12 protein-coding genes are annotated in these 15,957 nt (G+C 27.5%); 8 read left to right on the top strand and 4 right to left on the bottom strand.

Annotation, left to right across the window (positions count from 1 at the left end):
* Positions 1 to 12 precede the first annotated feature (12 nt).
* The 4 genes from C4S77_RS13555 to mtaB all read left to right on the top strand — a co-directional run bounded on the left by C4S77_RS13555 (position 13) and on the right by mtaB (position 2,619).
* The gene (locus C4S77_RS13555; RefSeq protein WP_395856212.1) at positions 13 to 246 is read left to right on the top strand and encodes an OsmC family protein; all 234 of its coding nucleotides are present in this window, start codon (positions 13 to 15) and stop codon (positions 244 to 246) included.
* Entirely contained in the window at positions 246 to 413 is a 168-nt protein-coding gene (locus C4S77_RS13560; protein ID WP_395856214.1) for a hypothetical protein, read from the top strand. The genes C4S77_RS13555 and C4S77_RS13560 overlap by 1 nt, the downstream gene beginning before the upstream one ends.
* Before the next feature lie 76 nt (positions 414 to 489).
* Complete coding sequence (locus C4S77_RS07535) at positions 490 to 1,230, top strand: carbonic anhydrase (protein WP_105247023.1); 741 nt, start codon at positions 490 to 492, stop codon at positions 1,228 to 1,230.
* Positions 1,231 to 1,287: 57 nt separating this feature from the next.
* On the top strand, positions 1,288 to 2,619 hold the full coding sequence (mtaB, locus tag C4S77_RS07540) for a tRNA (N(6)-L-threonylcarbamoyladenosine(37)-C(2))-methylthiotransferase MtaB (RefSeq protein ID WP_105247024.1): 1,332 nt from the start codon (positions 1,288 to 1,290) through the stop codon (positions 2,617 to 2,619).
* 73 nt (positions 2,620 to 2,692) lie between these two features.
* Here mtaB and C4S77_RS07545 read toward each other — a convergent pair whose 3' ends face one another.
* On the bottom strand, positions 2,693 to 6,919 hold the full coding sequence (locus tag C4S77_RS07545; RefSeq protein ID WP_105247025.1) for a T9SS type B sorting domain-containing protein: 4,227 nt from the start codon (positions 6,917 to 6,919) through the stop codon (positions 2,693 to 2,695).
* 623 nt (positions 6,920 to 7,542) lie between these two features.
* Between C4S77_RS07545 and C4S77_RS07550 the strand changes: the two genes are divergently transcribed.
* Positions 7,543 to 8,739: a DegT/DnrJ/EryC1/StrS family aminotransferase gene (locus tag C4S77_RS07550; protein ID WP_105247026.1), complete on the top strand. Its 1,197-nt coding sequence runs from the start codon at positions 7,543 to 7,545 to the stop codon at positions 8,737 to 8,739.
* Between the two features lie 471 nt (positions 8,740 to 9,210).
* Here C4S77_RS07550 and C4S77_RS07560 read toward each other — a convergent pair whose 3' ends face one another.
* Complete coding sequence (locus tag C4S77_RS07560; RefSeq protein ID WP_105247028.1) at positions 9,211 to 10,212, bottom strand: cation diffusion facilitator family transporter; 1,002 nt, start codon at positions 10,210 to 10,212, stop codon at positions 9,211 to 9,213.
* Between the two features lie 359 nt (positions 10,213 to 10,571).
* Here C4S77_RS07560 and C4S77_RS07565 point away from each other — a divergent pair, with 359 nt between their 5' ends.
* From C4S77_RS07565 to C4S77_RS07575, 3 genes are all read left to right on the top strand, one after another.
* The gene (locus C4S77_RS07565; protein WP_105247029.1) at positions 10,572 to 11,915 is read left to right on the top strand and encodes an MATE family efflux transporter; all 1,344 of its coding nucleotides are present in this window, start codon (positions 10,572 to 10,574) and stop codon (positions 11,913 to 11,915) included.
* The gene (locus tag C4S77_RS07570; protein ID WP_105194076.1) at positions 11,916 to 12,224 is read left to right on the top strand and encodes a hypothetical protein; all 309 of its coding nucleotides are present in this window, start codon (positions 11,916 to 11,918) and stop codon (positions 12,222 to 12,224) included.
* A gap of 195 nt (positions 12,225 to 12,419) precedes the next feature.
* A complete protein-coding gene (locus tag C4S77_RS07575) occupies positions 12,420 to 13,808 on the top strand; it encodes a DHA2 family efflux MFS transporter permease subunit (protein WP_105247030.1) in 1,389 nt (462 codons plus the stop codon).
* A gap of 10 nt (positions 13,809 to 13,818) precedes the next feature.
* Here C4S77_RS07575 and serB read toward each other — a convergent pair whose 3' ends face one another.
* Both serB and folP read right to left on the bottom strand, forming a co-directional pair.
* A complete protein-coding gene (gene serB / locus C4S77_RS07580) occupies positions 13,819 to 15,048 on the bottom strand; it encodes a phosphoserine phosphatase SerB (protein ID WP_105247031.1) in 1,230 nt (409 codons plus the stop codon).
* Positions 15,049 to 15,087: 39 nt separating this feature from the next.
* Positions 15,088 to 15,909, bottom strand: coding sequence for a dihydropteroate synthase (gene folP, locus C4S77_RS07585; RefSeq protein WP_105247032.1), 822 nt, complete (start codon positions 15,907 to 15,909; stop codon positions 15,088 to 15,090).
* Between the last annotated feature and the right edge of the window lie 48 nt (positions 15,910 to 15,957).

Here is a 15,957-nt window from a genome sequence, read left to right on the forward strand (position 1 = left end):
AAAAAAAATCAAATGACTATACAGGTAACTTATGAAGGAGATTTGCATACGGATTCTGTTCATATTCAGAGTGGTGCTAAAATATTAACAGATGCCCCGGTAGATAATCATGGAAAGGGAGAAAACTTTTCTCCTACTGATATGGTTGCTAGTGCATTAGCCAGTTGTATATTGACAATCATGGATATCAAAGCCAGGGATATGAATATAGATTTAAAAGGAACAAAAGCAGAGGTTACAAAATAATGAATGCATCGCCAAGAAGGATAGGAAAAATAAAAATTATAATTCGTTTTCCTCAATTAAATCTGAAGGAAAAGCAGAAAACTATTCTGGAACGTGTGGCGCATACCTGTCCGGTTGCGTTAACCCTTTCTCCGGATATAGAACAGGACGTTACTTTTGAATGGTAAAATTATTAACACAAATTTAACTTTAAGTATAATTTTATACTTACTAATTTTACACTTTATTATAATATTTTACAAAATGAAAAAAATAATATGTTTAGCAAGTTTTTTATCTTTTACCATTGCTTTTTCACAACATCATCATTGGGGATATGAAGGACAAGAATCTCCTGAGCATTGGGGCGAAATAGAAGAAGGAATACAGTGTGGAATAGGAAAATTACAATCACCTATAAATATAAATATCTCTCAAACTGTAATTAATAAAAAATTACCCAAAATTTTATTTAATTATGGCGATGGTAGTGTAAATACTATTATTGATAATGGACACTCATTAGAGTTTGATTTTAAACAAGGCAGTTCTATAATTTATGATCATAAAGTATATAATTTAGTTCAATTTCATGCCCATGAAGAATCAGAACATACAATTGATGGCATAAGATATCCTTTAGAACTGCATTTTGTTCATAAAGCAGAAGATGGTTCTGTATTAGTAATTGGCGTTTTTGTAAAACAAGGAAACGAAAATTCTTACTTTGAAAAATTAAAAATTTTCAAAACTTTGGCTAAAAATGGCAAAGTAAATACTGAGGTTAATTTCAATCCTGAAAAAATGTATCCTAAAGATAAAAGTTATTATCATTATTTAGGATCATTAACCACTCCACCTTGTGTAGAGAACGTAAACTGGATAATATTTAAAAATCCAATAACTATGTCTATTGAAGAAATAGAAGAAATAGCCAAGCATCTTCCTAAAAATAACAATAGACCCATTCAACCTGTTAATGGAAGAGAAATTTCGCACAATTAGTTTAATTTAAAAGTATTGATTTTTTATTAAGCTATTAAAAAGTATTAATTTTGTAAAATGCTTGAGAAAACAAAAAAATCAGTAGCTTTTCATACCTTGGGATGTAAGTTAAATTTTGCAGAAACTTCTACTATAGCAAGACAACTTTTAAACGAAGGATTTACAAAAGTTTCCTTTGATGAAGCTTCTGATATTTATATTATTAATACCTGCTCTGTAACAGATAATGCAGATAAAGAATGTAAAACTATTGTAAAAAGGGCATTAAGTAAAAATCCGGAAGCTTTAATTTGTATAATAGGTTGTTATGCGCAGCTTAAACCTCAAGAAGTTGCCCAAATAGAAGGTGTTGATTTGGTATTAGGTGCCAAGGAAAAATTTAATATTCATAGGTATATTAATGATTTAAAAAAAGATTCTGAAACAAAAATTCATTCTTGTGAAATTGATGAAGCTGATTTTTTTGTCGGATCTTATTCCATAGGAGACAGAACACGTGCTTTTTTAAAAGTACAGGATGGTTGTGATTATAAGTGTACTTATTGTACTATTCCTTTAGCGAGAGGAATTTCTCGTTCAGCAACTTTAGATAATATTGTAAATCAGGCCAGAGAGATATCTAATAAAGGAATAAGAGAAATTGTTTTAACCGGTGTTAATATCGGAGATTATGGAAAAGGGGAGTATGGAAATAAAAAACATGAACATACCTTTCTTGAATTGGTAAAAGAATTGGATAAAATAGAGGGAATAGAGAGGGTAAGAATTTCTTCCATAGAGCCCAACTTATTAAAAGATGATGTGATAGATTTTGTTTCTCAAAGTAAAATTTTTGTCCCTCATTTTCATATTCCTTTACAATCCGGATGTGATGATTTATTAAAGAAAATGAAAAGACGATATCTTTCCCATTTATATAAGGAAAGAGTAGAAAAAATCCGGTCCGTATTGCCGGATGCATGTATTGGAGTCGATGTTATTGTTGGATTTCCTGGAGAAACAGAAGATAAATTTATGGAAACCTATAATTTCATTCAAAGTTTACCTATAAGTTATTTACATGTTTTTACCTATTCGGAAAGAGAAAATACGGAAGCTATTAAGATGGAAGGAATCGTACCTATTGTAGAAAGAAAAAAAAGAAATAAAATGTTAAAAATTCTTTCTGAGAAGAAAAGGCATGCTTTTTATGAATCCCAGTTAGGTAAGGAAAAAACAGTTTTATGGGAACATGATAATAAAGAAGGAAACATGTTTGGGTATACAGAAAATTATATCAGGGTAAAGCAGCCTTATACAGAAATATCTGTAAATCAATTGGAAAAAGTTTGCCTAGATACAATCGATTCTTTAGGAAATGTAATTGTGAAAGATAATATTCTAATTTGATAATATCTAACTAACTATAATAAAAGCATCCATAAATTTAATTGTGGATGCTTTTACATTGTGTCATTTTTTATTATAAATGATCATAATTTTTTAATAAAATCCATCCGGTAAATTTTCTACCATCAGCTATGTTTATAATATACCAATAAGAATTGGTAGGTAATATCCTGCCTAGATAGTAACCATTCCAAGAAAAACAAGTAGTTGATGATTCTTCAAATACTAATTTTCCATAACGATCAAAAATTTGTAAACGCGAAGGAATTCCATCAAACAGATCTAAACCACATAATGTCCAATTATCATTATGAGAATCTCCATTAGGAGTTATTAAATTATTAATTTTAAAAATAATACCTTTTGCTGTTGTAGGTTTACAGAGTGATGTTTTAGACCTTACATAAATAGAATAAGTAGAAGGCTCTAAATTGCTAAAGGTGTTACTTTTTTGCCAAGTAATATTGTCCATGGAATATTCAAGGGGTTTCGGACCTTCAGCAATAATTTTAATATAGTCTTTACCGGCAATGATTTGTTTTATTTTAACTTTTTCATATTCGGATACAAATGTTTTATATGTGTATTTACATCCGTTAGTTCCCGTAATTGTTACCCAGTAATGACCTGAAGCATTGATCGTAATTTTATGCAGATTTGTTCCCTTTTCACCATTACTCCATTCGTAAAAATCATCAACATTTCCCGTATTAGCATCAATAATTATAGTTTCTCCATCCGGACATATTTTATATCCGGATTTTAAAGAACTTTTCGGAACAGGTAATACAGTAAGTTTAATGGAACCTATAGAAGGACAGTATGAAGAAGTTCGAGAAGATATTCTTACATAAACTACCTCATTAACCGGGTTGATATTTTTATAATTTTCGGGATTGCTAATTTTATTTATTTGATTTTGAGCATCTGACTGGTTATGATAATATTCATAGTATACGTCTTTAACTAAACTGATTTGATCAGAAACCGAAGTGAGATCAAAAGTTGTAATACCGTCAAAGTCTTCGTCACAATTTATAATTTCAGGAGTTTTATCTATTGGTATTTTATTTAAAGTGTAAAGAATTACTTTTTTTACAGAACTACAATTAAATTTATTAGTTGCTTTTACATAAATATCTTTGGGAAAAGAAGTAATGATAAATTCTTTTTTATCCGGATAGGGGATTGGATTTATATTGTCATCCGCATCTTGTTGGGAATGAAAATAAGAAAAAGTATATTCATTAGTATCTGCAATTACTTCATTTTTAAGTTTTTCTAACCATATTGAAAAGATGCCGTCAAAATTATCATCACAAACTAAATATTTACTGTCTACTAATTTGGGAAGCGGAATAATATTGATTTCAATACTACGAATAGTGTAGCAATTATTGATTGTATTATTAAATCTTACCCATACATAAGATTGAGTAGAATTAATCGGGTAATTATTAATTTTATTAGGATCGGAAATTAAATCTGAATTAAGTTCTTTCTCAGCTCCATCTTTTGAATAATAAAAATTTATATTTATATTAGAAATATTAGATTTTAACATTTCTTTCTTTGCATAATCCATTAAATTTATTGGAGGTCTTTTTTCATAATTACATAAGTTAGAAATATAATCAACCGCTTCTATGGTATTAATATCTTGAAAATTTAATTTAGAAATGTTGAAACAAGAAGAATCATCATTTATTCTTACATAAATGGTTTTTGAAAAATTAACAGCATAATTAGTAAAATTAATAATAGGTTTTAAATTATCGTGTGCATCATCATAACTTTCAAAATAAGAAAAATTATATCCTGTAGTATTACTAATTAAGAAATTATTATATTCTGTAAGATTTACAATTTCACTATTATCAGAATTATTATCACATAGTTTTACTGTATAGTCTTTAGTTTCAGCAAAACTATGATTAACTAATAATAATCTAATTTTATAAGTAAAAAAACAATTATTTTTTAATTCAACTTTTATATAGACATCTGTATCTTGGGTCAATAGTATATCAGTGATGGATGAATCTAAAGTTGGCGAATTATAATAAGTGACTTTGGTTCCAATAGGGTATCCGTCAAGCATAATTTTATTCAAGTTATGTAATGAGAATTTTTCATTGCCATCATGCCCCATATCACAAATTTCGAAAGTAGATATTTTTTTTACTTTATTATAAAAATAAATGTTAATAGGTTGATTAAAATCACAATTAAATTTAAAATCATGAAATTTTACATAAACATTAATAAAATTTTGAGATATTTCAAATACATTAGGGTTAGAAACAGGGATAGTCGCATTTTTGTCATAATAAAAGCCAATTAACGAAATATTAGAGGAGCCAACCATTTCTTTGAAGAAATCATTTAGATTTACATTGGTTTTTCCTTTATCATTATTATCACATATATATTTTGTTGAAGATTCTACTGAAGTAACAGCCTCTGTAATTATTATTTCTCCTATTGGAGGACAATATTTATTATCATAGTTATTTATTCTTACATAGTACACATCATATGTATTTACAGGATAATGCTTCGGGTTATCTATAGGGTTTACCCCCTTAAGAGCATCCTTATTACTTATGTGATAGGTAAAATGATATTTTTTATAATCGGTAACCAATTTTTCATAAACCGTTAGGTCTTTATATTCACCTTTAACATTTCCACAGGTTGTGATCTTCATAGTTGGTAACTCTATGCTAGTGGGAAAAGAAAATTGAGCAGTAATAATTTGCGAACATTCCTTATAATTTTTATTATATATACGTAGATATAACTTTTTTTTGTCTGGTAAATGTATTTCAAGAGAATTTATCGGGTTAATTTGTTTTTGGGCATCTTCATAAGAATAATAATATTCTACATTCATCCAATCTGCATAATTTTCAATTGATTCGCTGAAGTCTTTGGTATATAAGGTTACAGGATTATTATTTTTATTAGAACAAAATTGAATTTCTTGTTTGTCTCTTAATTTGGGAGTTTTAAATAGTTTTATAGTTAATGGAACCACTGTAATACAGGTTTTAGTTTTTTCAACTCTTAAATAAAAAGTTTTTGAATCAACCGTCATCAAATAATTATCAAGTCCGTTTATTGAGTTTTGATAATTTATAGCATCATCTAAAGAATTATGAAAACTATAATTAACATTTTTTTGTGATCCAATAGATTCAAGTGCCAATGAATTAAAGTCAACTTTGTTAGGGAAATTTCCATCAAAACATTTATTTTTATCTATTTTTTTAGCTGTAGGAAATTCTTTATCAAAAAGAACTTGAATGGTACCAGTAAGATAGGTTTCTGAACAAGTATTATACAAAATTTTAGCTTTATAAGAAGTATTACTTGAAGGATATACAATAACACTTTCTCCAGTCCCTATTAAATTATTGTTATCATCATACCACTCTATTGAAGTTTTAATTTTTCCTTTTGGAGTAAAACGCCAAGCCTCATTTTGTGTTTCCCATATTCCTTTATTTCTGTTGGGTGGAAAAATACCTATAGGATTTTTTTCACTTCCATTGGTTAATCCTATAAGTGCTTGTTTTTCATTTCCAGCAGCACACGTTAAGGGTTTATCTTTTATAAAAACATCTATTATATTAGTAGTTTCATAAAGAACAACTTGAAGTGTAGATTTTTTATTATCGCAGTTAAAATGATTCATATTAAAATAATTGATAACTACAGTTCTAAAAGGTTTTGATCCATAGGTAGCCATAGTAATTTTTCCACAATTACCAATATTAGCGCAACCAAAGGCTTTACTATCATTGGTCATGTCATGATAAGCCCCAAAAATAGTATTACGCATAAGAGATACATTCGGAATTGGACCAGCAATAGTATAAGGACATTCTGTAGAGGCATATTCTGCGGCATTAAAACTTATAACTCCATTATCTCCTACTACAATAGATTTAAAGGTATTACCATAGAAACAAAAGTCGAATGGCAGCTTAATTTCATCACTCCATTTATCGTCTTTGTCAATTATAATTTCTTTTCCTTCACTAAAATTTCCATAAGGTGTATAATTTATAGATGAGACAGTATAATCTAAAGGTTTATTGATTTCAGGATATTCTACAGTAAACTTAATGCCATGTGCTTTATTTTCAAATTTATAATTACAATCTATATTAATAGAATTTTTTGTTTCATTATGATCTTTTATAATTACAGGAGAAACTGTTTGGCTATTACAAAAATTATTAAATACTATGATAAAAAATATAAAGAAGGAAAATAAAGATAGATTTCTCATATGTAGTATATTTTTATATGATCATTTATTAATATACACAAATATATAAATATAATTTTATAGATATTTAAATAATATTAATAAAAAAAAGAATATAAAAAAATAATTTTAGGCTATAAATTATTTTAAAACAATCAAATTAGAAATTAATGTTTAAAACAAAATTTTTCTGTTTCTATATTTTAAAAAATATAAACTTATTCTAAAAGTTTGGTTTTGAACTAGAAAACAAATATATAGTTACTTCAAATACATTAATTGTTAATAGATTAATAAATTTTTTATAATATTACTATTTGTAAAAAAAGTTTAAGTTATTTTTTTAATAAATTTATTTTAGTGTAATTTTAATTACTATTTAAAATAAAAGTATTAATTTTGGTGACCATAAGTTAAAAGAGTTTTTTGAAAAATAAGTCATCCTTAATGGAGGGGTATAACAGTTAATTGACTTTCTGCCACTTAGAAATTTAATTAGTTTATATACAATTACTTTTCTTAGAAATCAACCCTGCTGGTATACACCCTCTCTTTTTTATTTCTATTTTATTCTAATATCATAGCGAATGAGTAACTTTGCAATTAGGTATTATTAAAGTAAATAAACACAAATATTATATATTATGCCAGGATATGAACTTTGGGGTGATAATGAAAAAAAACACCTGAATGATGTTATAGAAAGCGGAATATTAATGCGCTATAATTTTGAATCTTTACGAAACAATCATTGGAAAGCTAAGGAATTTGAGCAAGCAATTCAAAAAAGAATGAAGGTAGAACATGTACAGCTTACAAGTAGTGGTACCACTGCATTGCTAACAGCTTTAAATGCAGCAGGAATAGGCGCAGGGGATGAGGTAATACTACCTACTTTTACTTTTGTTGCTAGTTTTGAAGCTGTATTAAGCGTTGGAGCAATTCCTATATTAGTTGATATTGATGAAACACTCACATTAGATCCTAAAGCTGTAGAACAAGCGATTACGCCTAGAACTAAGGTGATTATGCCAGTACACATGTGTGGCGCAATGGCTGATCTTACAGCTCTTAAAGAAATTGCAAAAAAACACAATATTCTTCTTATAGAAGATGCATGTCAATCATTCGGAGCTACTTATAAAGGAAAATATTTAGGGACAATTGGAGACCTAGGTTGTTTTTCCTTTGATTTTGTAAAAACTGTAACATGTGGAGAAGGGGGAGCCGTACTAACTAATAATAAAGAATATTATATTCATACAGATCAATATACAGATCATGGTCATGACCATATAGGAAATAATAGAGGTGCGGAAAATCATCCCAACTTAGGTTTAAATTACAGAATCTCTGAATTACATGCAGCTGTAGGACTTGCTCAGTTTGAGAGGTTAGATGAAATTCTTTCTATACAAAGAGAAAATAAAAAAATACTTAAAAATGCATTAAAAGAAATAGAAGGGATAAGTTTTAGAAAAATTTTAGATGAAGAAGGCGATAATGCTTCTTTTTTTAGTATATTTCTTACAACTGAAGAGTTGGCTAGAAAAGCTTCTTTAGCTCTATCAGCTAAAGGTATAGGAAATGCTTATTGGTTTGATAATAACTGGCATTATATTAAAAAATGGGATCATTTAAAATTAGTTAAAACATTAGCTCCTTTATATAAAGAACATAAAGAATTATTACCTAATTATGCAAGTGCCGATTATTCTAAATCAGATGCTGTAATAAGTAGGACTGTAACCATACCTATTTCCTTATTATGGACCCATGAAGAGGTGCAAAAAAAATCCAATATAATAAAAGAAGTTCTTTCCGAAATTTTGAATAAATAATAAAATATTAAATTCCGAATGATGAAATTAATTCGGAATTTATTTTTTTAACTAAAATTTTCTTTTTTTATTATAATTTGAATAACTGTTTCAGATAAGGTAGTATAATCATAAATTTAATTTTATGTAAACTTTAATTTAATTTTTCATTATAAAATTATTTAGAAAAAATTTTGTTTAAAGTTTTACTTCTATAAATGGCTATAAATAAAAATATAATACCGAAAAATAATATTTTTAAAAAAGAATAGCTGTATTGGCTATATATTAAGCTAAACCATCGGGAAAAACTCATTTCACCATTAAAAATAAACTTTGTTAAATAAAAATTATCTATAAATCCATATAATATAAAATCCAAAATACTCATAAAGATAGCTCCTAATAGAACAAATATAACAATATATCCAATTTTCCCTAATGGAGAGGTAAAGATTTTTTTTTCAATTTTAAGATATTTCACCGGTTTATTCATAAATTTAAATTTTCAAGACTATGGTTTCTATTCAATTCTATATTTTCTATGGTCCATGTAATTTTTTGTTTAAAAGGGTACTTTCTTACAGGACAATCCTTTTTCTGACATATTTGGCATGAATAATCTTCACATCCATCAACATGTACAAACATTTCAAAACGATTTCCAAAATTATCTTTTATAATTTTTTCTAGTGAACGTAATTCCTTATCAGACTCTTTTAAGTTAAAATACCATGGCATGGTTAAATGGCTATCTAAATGCAAACTGCTTCCATATTTTATAAACCTTACATTATGGATATCTATCCAATTATCATTACGTTTCTTTTCTAATGTTTGTACAAGTTCTTTTATTAAATCCTCATCGGCTTCATCCATAATACCAGCTAAAGATTTTCTTATAATTTTTATTCCTGTGTAAATAATAATTCCTCCAAAAAATAATGCAATAATACTATCTAACCAAAAAAAATGAGTAAAATAAATTAGTATTAAACCTATAACTAACCCTATAGTTGAGTAGGTATCGGATTTTAAATGTTCTCCACCTGAAACCAAAGCTAAAGATTTATTTTTTTTTCCTTTTTGTATGGCTATTACCCCTAAAATATAATTTACAAATCCGCTTGCCGTTACCAATACTATCCCATAATCCAATTTGGAAATAGAATGAGAAATAAACAAATTTTTAATAGATTCAAAAATTATAATAAAACCGGCAATTGTAATTAAGCCTCCTTCTACACCTGCAGAAATAAATTCAATTTTTCCATGTCCATAAGGATGATCACGATCTTTAGGTTTAGAAGAGATATATAAACTATACAAAGAAAATAAACCAGCAAGTATATTGATCGTACTTTCTAAAGTATCGGTAAGTATGGAAACAGATTTTGTAAGATACCAAGCAGATAATTTAACAAGAAATAAAATACAACCTACAATGACTATAATTTTCTGGAAAGCATAGCTTTCTTTAACCGGATTCTTCATGTATTAGATTATTGTCTCTCTGATTATAGCTGGAGCAAAGGTACTTATTTTAAGTCGGACTATAGGTTAAATATAATAAAATTTGACACTTTATATAATTAATTTCTTGAAAAATTTACCTGTAGTTTTATTCTGATTTGAGTAGATCCAATAATGAGTTTTAAAAGTCTAAGTATATAAGACAAACAGCATTATGTCACCAGTATATTTTTATAAAAAAATAAAATTTCTACAAATATAAAAATAGATCCATGTATTTATGGCTTATGCATTTAATTATTATTAAAACAAGAAATAACATTTATAAATATCACCTTTTATTTTTATTTTTGCAAGCTCTACTAAAATTCTAATAATTTATGAATTTAAAAGAACATATTAAAGCAAACACAAAATTAGCTTTGCCTGTAGTAATTACTCAATTGGGGCAGGTTTCAGTTAATTTTATTGATATTATAATTATAGCAGGTTTAGGTGAGAGAGCTGTTGCATCTGCTTCATTAGCAACCAGTGTTTTTATAATATTTTTAGTTTTTTTATTAGGATTTTCATTCTCAATGTCTCCATTAATATCTTCTTCGGTAGCTAAAAATAATAATACTAGAATTTCAAAGATTTTCACCCATGGAATGACAATGAATGTAGGGCTTGCATTATTTATCATAATTATGTTAGAATTAGGATCCCCTTTATTATATAAAGCCCATCAAGATCCGTCTGTCATACCCGATGCTATTCAATTCTTAAATATAAGTGCTTATAGTTTACTACCTCTAATGATTTTTCAGTCTTATAGACAGTTTTCTGAAGGTATATCAATGACAATTTTAGTTACTATAGCTACAATTACTTCTAATGTAATAAATATTATATTAAATTATGGATTAGTGTATGGGTATTGGGGTTTTCCAGAAATGGGAGTAAAGGGTTCTGCTACAGCAACTTTAATATCGCGTATTTTTATAATGTTTTTACTAATTTTTGTTTTACATGTAAATAAAAAATCATCTGCTTATTTAAAATTAGTAAAATGGAAAAATTATAATATAGCTTATTATAGGAAATTGATATCTATAGGTTTGCCTTCTTCATTACAATCCTTATTTGAAATTACTTCTTTTGCAGCAGCATCTTTTATTGCTGGTATGCATAGTTTTTTAGATACTTCTGCTCATTCAGTCACTTCTAATTTAGCTTCAATGACTTTTCAGATATGCAATGGATTTGCTGTAGCAGCCACAGTAAGAGTTGCAGGTTTTTATGGAAAGAGAAATGTTTCGGATATGAGGAAAGCAGGCATGGCAAGTATTTACGTGGTAACAGGTTTCATGGCTTTATGTGGAATATTTTTTATTCTTTTTAAAAATCAACTTCCATTAATATATTTTTCTAAAGATAAAATAGAAGTAATTTCCATAGCTTCAAAATTGGTTATAATTACAGCATTTTTTCAAATTTTTGATGGTATACAGGTTGTATGTATTGGAAGTTTACGAGGTATGAGAGATGTAGTTGTACCAACAATAATTAGTTTTATTTCTTATGTGGTTATCGCTCTACCTATAGGATATTATTTATGCATTCACCAAAAAATGGGAGCAGTAGGAACTTGGATAGGTCTTTGTTTAGGTCTGGGGTTTGTATCTATAATGTTGCTTTGGCGTTTTAATCTCATCACAAAGTCAAAATTTTTAAATAAATAAATGATTTATATTTATCTGGAAAATAAACCGAATTTACTTTCTATTAATAAAAAAGAAGCACTACCTGTATTAGAGTCTCAAGCTATCGAAATTTTTTCCAAACTAAATTCTTTAGAAGATGTTATATTGGGATTAATAAAAGATGATATTTTTGAATTTAAAATTTTGCCTTTTAACAGGTTTATTTGGAAGATAGAGATTAATGATTTAAAAAATGAAGAAAAAAAAGAATTGTTTTTTTCTACTCAAAAGGTAATTAATCTAATCCATAACATTTTTACTAAAACTAATTTATTTTTAGATATTTAGGTTTACTCTGAAAATTGGTTTTATCTTTGATTTAAATTTCTTTTTAAAAGAATTTAGAAAAAACACATTTATTATCTGTTTTATAAAACATTTATTGGTAAAATATAAAATAACAAGTGAATCTATCAAATCAATTTTATATTATAATTTTAACTTTTTTATTACATTATTTACATGACAATCTAAAAATAATTTATGCAGGAGGTAAAAATTTCTAAATGGCTACCTTGGGTAGGAGCCATTGCTATGTTTATGCAATCTTTAGATGGTACAATTCTAAACACAGCCTTACCATCTATTGCTAATAAATTACATAGATCTCCTTTAGAAATGCATTCAATTATCATAGCTTATACACTTACTTTAGCTTTATTAATACCCTTAAGTGGATGGCTTTCAGATAAATTTGGATCGCGTAATATTTTTATTATGGCGGTAGCTATATTTACCTTAGGATCTTTAGCCTGTGCTTTATCAAAAACTTTAGAATTGCTAATAATAACAAGAATTATACAGGCAATTGGAGGATCTATGATGGTACCTGTATCACGTTTGATACTTTTGTATACCTATCCTAAAAATCAACTTCTTAAAGTTATTAATTTTGTTACTATGCCCGGATTGATTGGCTCGGTAATAGGACCAACCTTAGGAGGGTGGTTAGTACAAGTAGCTTCATGGCATTGGATATTTTTAATTAATATTCCTATTGGGTTTATGGGAATTTTTTTATCATTGAAAGTAGTGCCCAATTATAAAAGAGAAAAGGGTAAATTTGATTTTATAGGTTTATTTTTATTCGGATTGGGATTAGTTTTGCTTTCTTTGAGCTTGGAATTTGGTGGAGATCAAACTTCTAATTTATGGGAATTTTTAATTACTTTCCTTTTAGGTTTCTTTTTATTAGTAATTTATGTTATATACTCAAAACATACATATTCTCCTCTAATAAATTTAAATATATTTAAAATAAGGACTTTAAGAATAGGGATTATAGGAAATTTAGCTACTCGTTTAGGAGTTGGGGGAGTTCCCCTTATGCTTCCGTTAATGTTACAAGTAGGTTATGGAAAAAAACCATTTATTGCTGGAATCATGCTTATTTTTTCAGCCATTACTACAGTGATAGCTAAATCTTGGGTAGTTCCTTTAGTAAAATATTTTGGGTATAGAAAATTGCTGATTATTAATACCTTACTATTAGGTTTTATTATTTCATTATTTGCATTACCTAATAAAAATACACCTTTAGTGTATTTCATTCCTATTTTAATTTTATATGGAGCTATTAATTCTATTCAAATGGCATCTATGAATAGTATTTCATTAGCAGATTTAACTCTTAAAAATGCTAGTCATGGAAATACTATGTTATCAGTAACTCAACAATTATCAATAAGTTTCGGAATTTCTGTAAGTTCAATGATTTTAAGAGGATTTGATGCTTCTAAAATATTTAAAGATGTAATTTTTACTTTTAAAGCAACCTTTATTGTTTTAGGGTTGATAACAATCCTATCTACATTTATCTTCCGAAGGTTAAAATCGGGAGATGGCAAAGAAATGTCTGGAGTAAATCAGTAAAAAATCTTTTTCAAGATATGTTTAACATTTCTATATCTTCTGAGGAATCTTTGTATCCTAAAAAATATAAAATTCCATCTAATCCAATTGTAGAAAGTGAATGTTTTGCATTTTCTTTAACTGTTTTTTTTGCATGAAAAGCGATACCTAATCCGGCAATAGAAAGCATAGGTAAATCATTGGCACCATCCCCCACAGCTACTGTTTGTTGAATATCAATATTTTCTTTTTGAGCTAAAAATTTTAGATATTCAGCTTTCTTTTTGCCATCAACTATGTCACCTATATATTTTCCTGTTAACTTACCATCAACAATATCTAAAGTATTAGCAAAAACATAATCAAAACCAAACTTTTCTTTTAAATAATTTCCGAAATAAGTAAAACCACCTGATATTATAGCCGTTTTATAACCACTTTTTTTAAGAATAATCATTAGTCTTTCTAACCCTTCAGTTATAGGAAGTTTTTTTGCTATTTTTTCTAATATTGACTGGTCTAGACCTTTTAATAGCTTAATACGCCTTTTAAAACTTTCACAAAAATCAATTTCACCATTCATTGCAGATTCCGTAATAGCTTTTACTTCTTTGCCAACTCCTGCTTTTTCCGCTAATTCATCAATTACCTCGGTCTGAATTAAAGTAGAGTCCATATCAAAACAGATTAATCTACGCATTCTCCGATATTTATTTTCCTCTTGCAAAGCTATATCAATATTTAATTCAGATGAGATGATTAAAAATTTTTTTTGAATTTCTCTTATATTAGTAAGATTTCCTCTTACAGCAAATTCAAAACAAGTACGATTAATTTGTTTATCTAAAGGGATTCTCTGAGTAAGGCGGATTATTCTTTCAATGTTTAGTTTAAATTTAAGCAGAACTTTGGAAACAATAGAAATTTGATTTGCATTTAACTCTTTTCCTAAAATATGAATTATATAGCGATTTTTTCCCTGTACTTTTACCCAATCAGAATATTCTTGTTGCGTTAATGCAGAAAAACGTACATTAATATTTAATTCATTAGCCTTAAAAAGTATTTCTTTCAGAATATTTCCTGAATTTCCATTTTTAGACATAAAAATTAAAGCTAAAGATAGTGAATGATGGATATTAGCTTGACCTATATCTAAAATTTTAGCATTATATTTTCCTAATATATGAGTTAAAGCACTAGTAATACCAGGTTTATCTGCCCCTGTAATATTTACCAAAATAATTTCTGAATTTTGCATACAAAAAATGAGGTAATAAAATTATAAATATTTTTAAGACTATTTCAACATTTCCCATAATTTTATTATTTCTTTTGCTTCTTTTACATCATGGACCCTGAGTAAATGAGCTCCATGTTCTAAAGCATACAAATGTAAAGCAGAAGTTGGGGTAAGAATTTTCTGGGCAGTGGTATTTAATAATTTATATATCATTCCTTTACGGGATATACCTACATATAAAGGAAGATTGAAGATAGCGAATTTATCAAGGTTTTTCATTATTTCATAGTTTTGTTCCATAGTTTTGCTAAATCCAAATCCCGGATCTAAAAGAATATCATTAACACCCAATTCTTTTAATTCATTTATCTTTTCTGAAAAGAAATAATTGATGTCTAGTATAAGATCTTTGTAATTAGTTTGTTGAGACATTGTTTTAGGAGTCCCTTTCATGTGCATAAGAACATAAGGAACTTTCAAACGGCCTATAGTTGAAAACATATTTTTATCAATATTCCCACCAGAAATATCATTTATCATTCCTGCGCCTTCATTGACTGTTTCTTCCGCTACTTTTGACCAAAAAGTGTCTACGGAAATTTTAGAATCCGGAAATTCTTTTTTTATTTGTCTAAGAACAGGAATTATTCTTTTTAATTCTACTTCAGCAGATAAAAAATCAGCCCCAGGACGTGTAGATTGACCACCTATATCTATAAAATCAGCCCCATCTACAATTAATTTTTCCGTTTGTTTTAAAGCTTTATCCATAGTAGAATATTTGCCTCCATCATAAAAAGAATCTTCAGTTAGATTTAAGATTCCGGCAATTTTAGGCTCTGAAAAATCTATTAGCTCTCCATTTACATTGATAGTCATATAAAATATAATTTATACAAAATTAAATATGGCAAATATATAATCTTA

The organism is Apibacter adventoris (assembly GCF_002964975.1).
Classification (GTDB): domain Bacteria; phylum Bacteroidota; class Bacteroidia; order Flavobacteriales; family Weeksellaceae; genus Apibacter; species Apibacter adventoris.

Bases quoted from the DNA above. Each gene is read 5' to 3' on its own strand.
- C4S77_RS13555 (WP_395856212.1), top strand. From the start codon at position 13: ATGACTATACAGGTAACTTATGAAGGAGATTTGCATACGGATTCTGTT.
- C4S77_RS13560 (WP_395856214.1), top strand. From the start codon at position 246: ATGAATGCATCGCCAAGAAGGATAGGAAAAATAAAAATTATAATTCGT.
- C4S77_RS07535 (WP_105247023.1), top strand. From the start codon at position 490: ATGAAAAAAATAATATGTTTAGCAAGTTTTTTATCTTTTACCATTGCT.
- mtaB (WP_105247024.1), top strand. From the start codon at position 1,288: ATGCTTGAGAAAACAAAAAAATCAGTAGCTTTTCATACCTTGGGATGT.
- C4S77_RS07545 (WP_105247025.1), bottom strand. From the start codon at position 6,919: ATGAGAAATCTATCTTTATTTTCCTTCTTTATATTTTTTATCATAGTA.
- C4S77_RS07550 (WP_105247026.1), top strand. From the start codon at position 7,543: ATGCCAGGATATGAACTTTGGGGTGATAATGAAAAAAAACACCTGAAT.
- C4S77_RS07560 (WP_105247028.1), bottom strand. From the start codon at position 10,212: ATGAAGAATCCGGTTAAAGAAAGCTATGCTTTCCAGAAAATTATAGTC.
- C4S77_RS07565 (WP_105247029.1), top strand. From the start codon at position 10,572: ATGAATTTAAAAGAACATATTAAAGCAAACACAAAATTAGCTTTGCCT.
- C4S77_RS07570 (WP_105194076.1), top strand. From the start codon at position 11,916: ATGATTTATATTTATCTGGAAAATAAACCGAATTTACTTTCTATTAAT.
- C4S77_RS07575 (WP_105247030.1), top strand. From the start codon at position 12,420: ATGCAGGAGGTAAAAATTTCTAAATGGCTACCTTGGGTAGGAGCCATT.
- serB (WP_105247031.1), bottom strand. From the start codon at position 15,048: ATGCAAAATTCAGAAATTATTTTGGTAAATATTACAGGGGCAGATAAA.
- folP (WP_105247032.1), bottom strand. From the start codon at position 15,909: ATGACTATCAATGTAAATGGAGAGCTAATAGATTTTTCAGAGCCTAAA.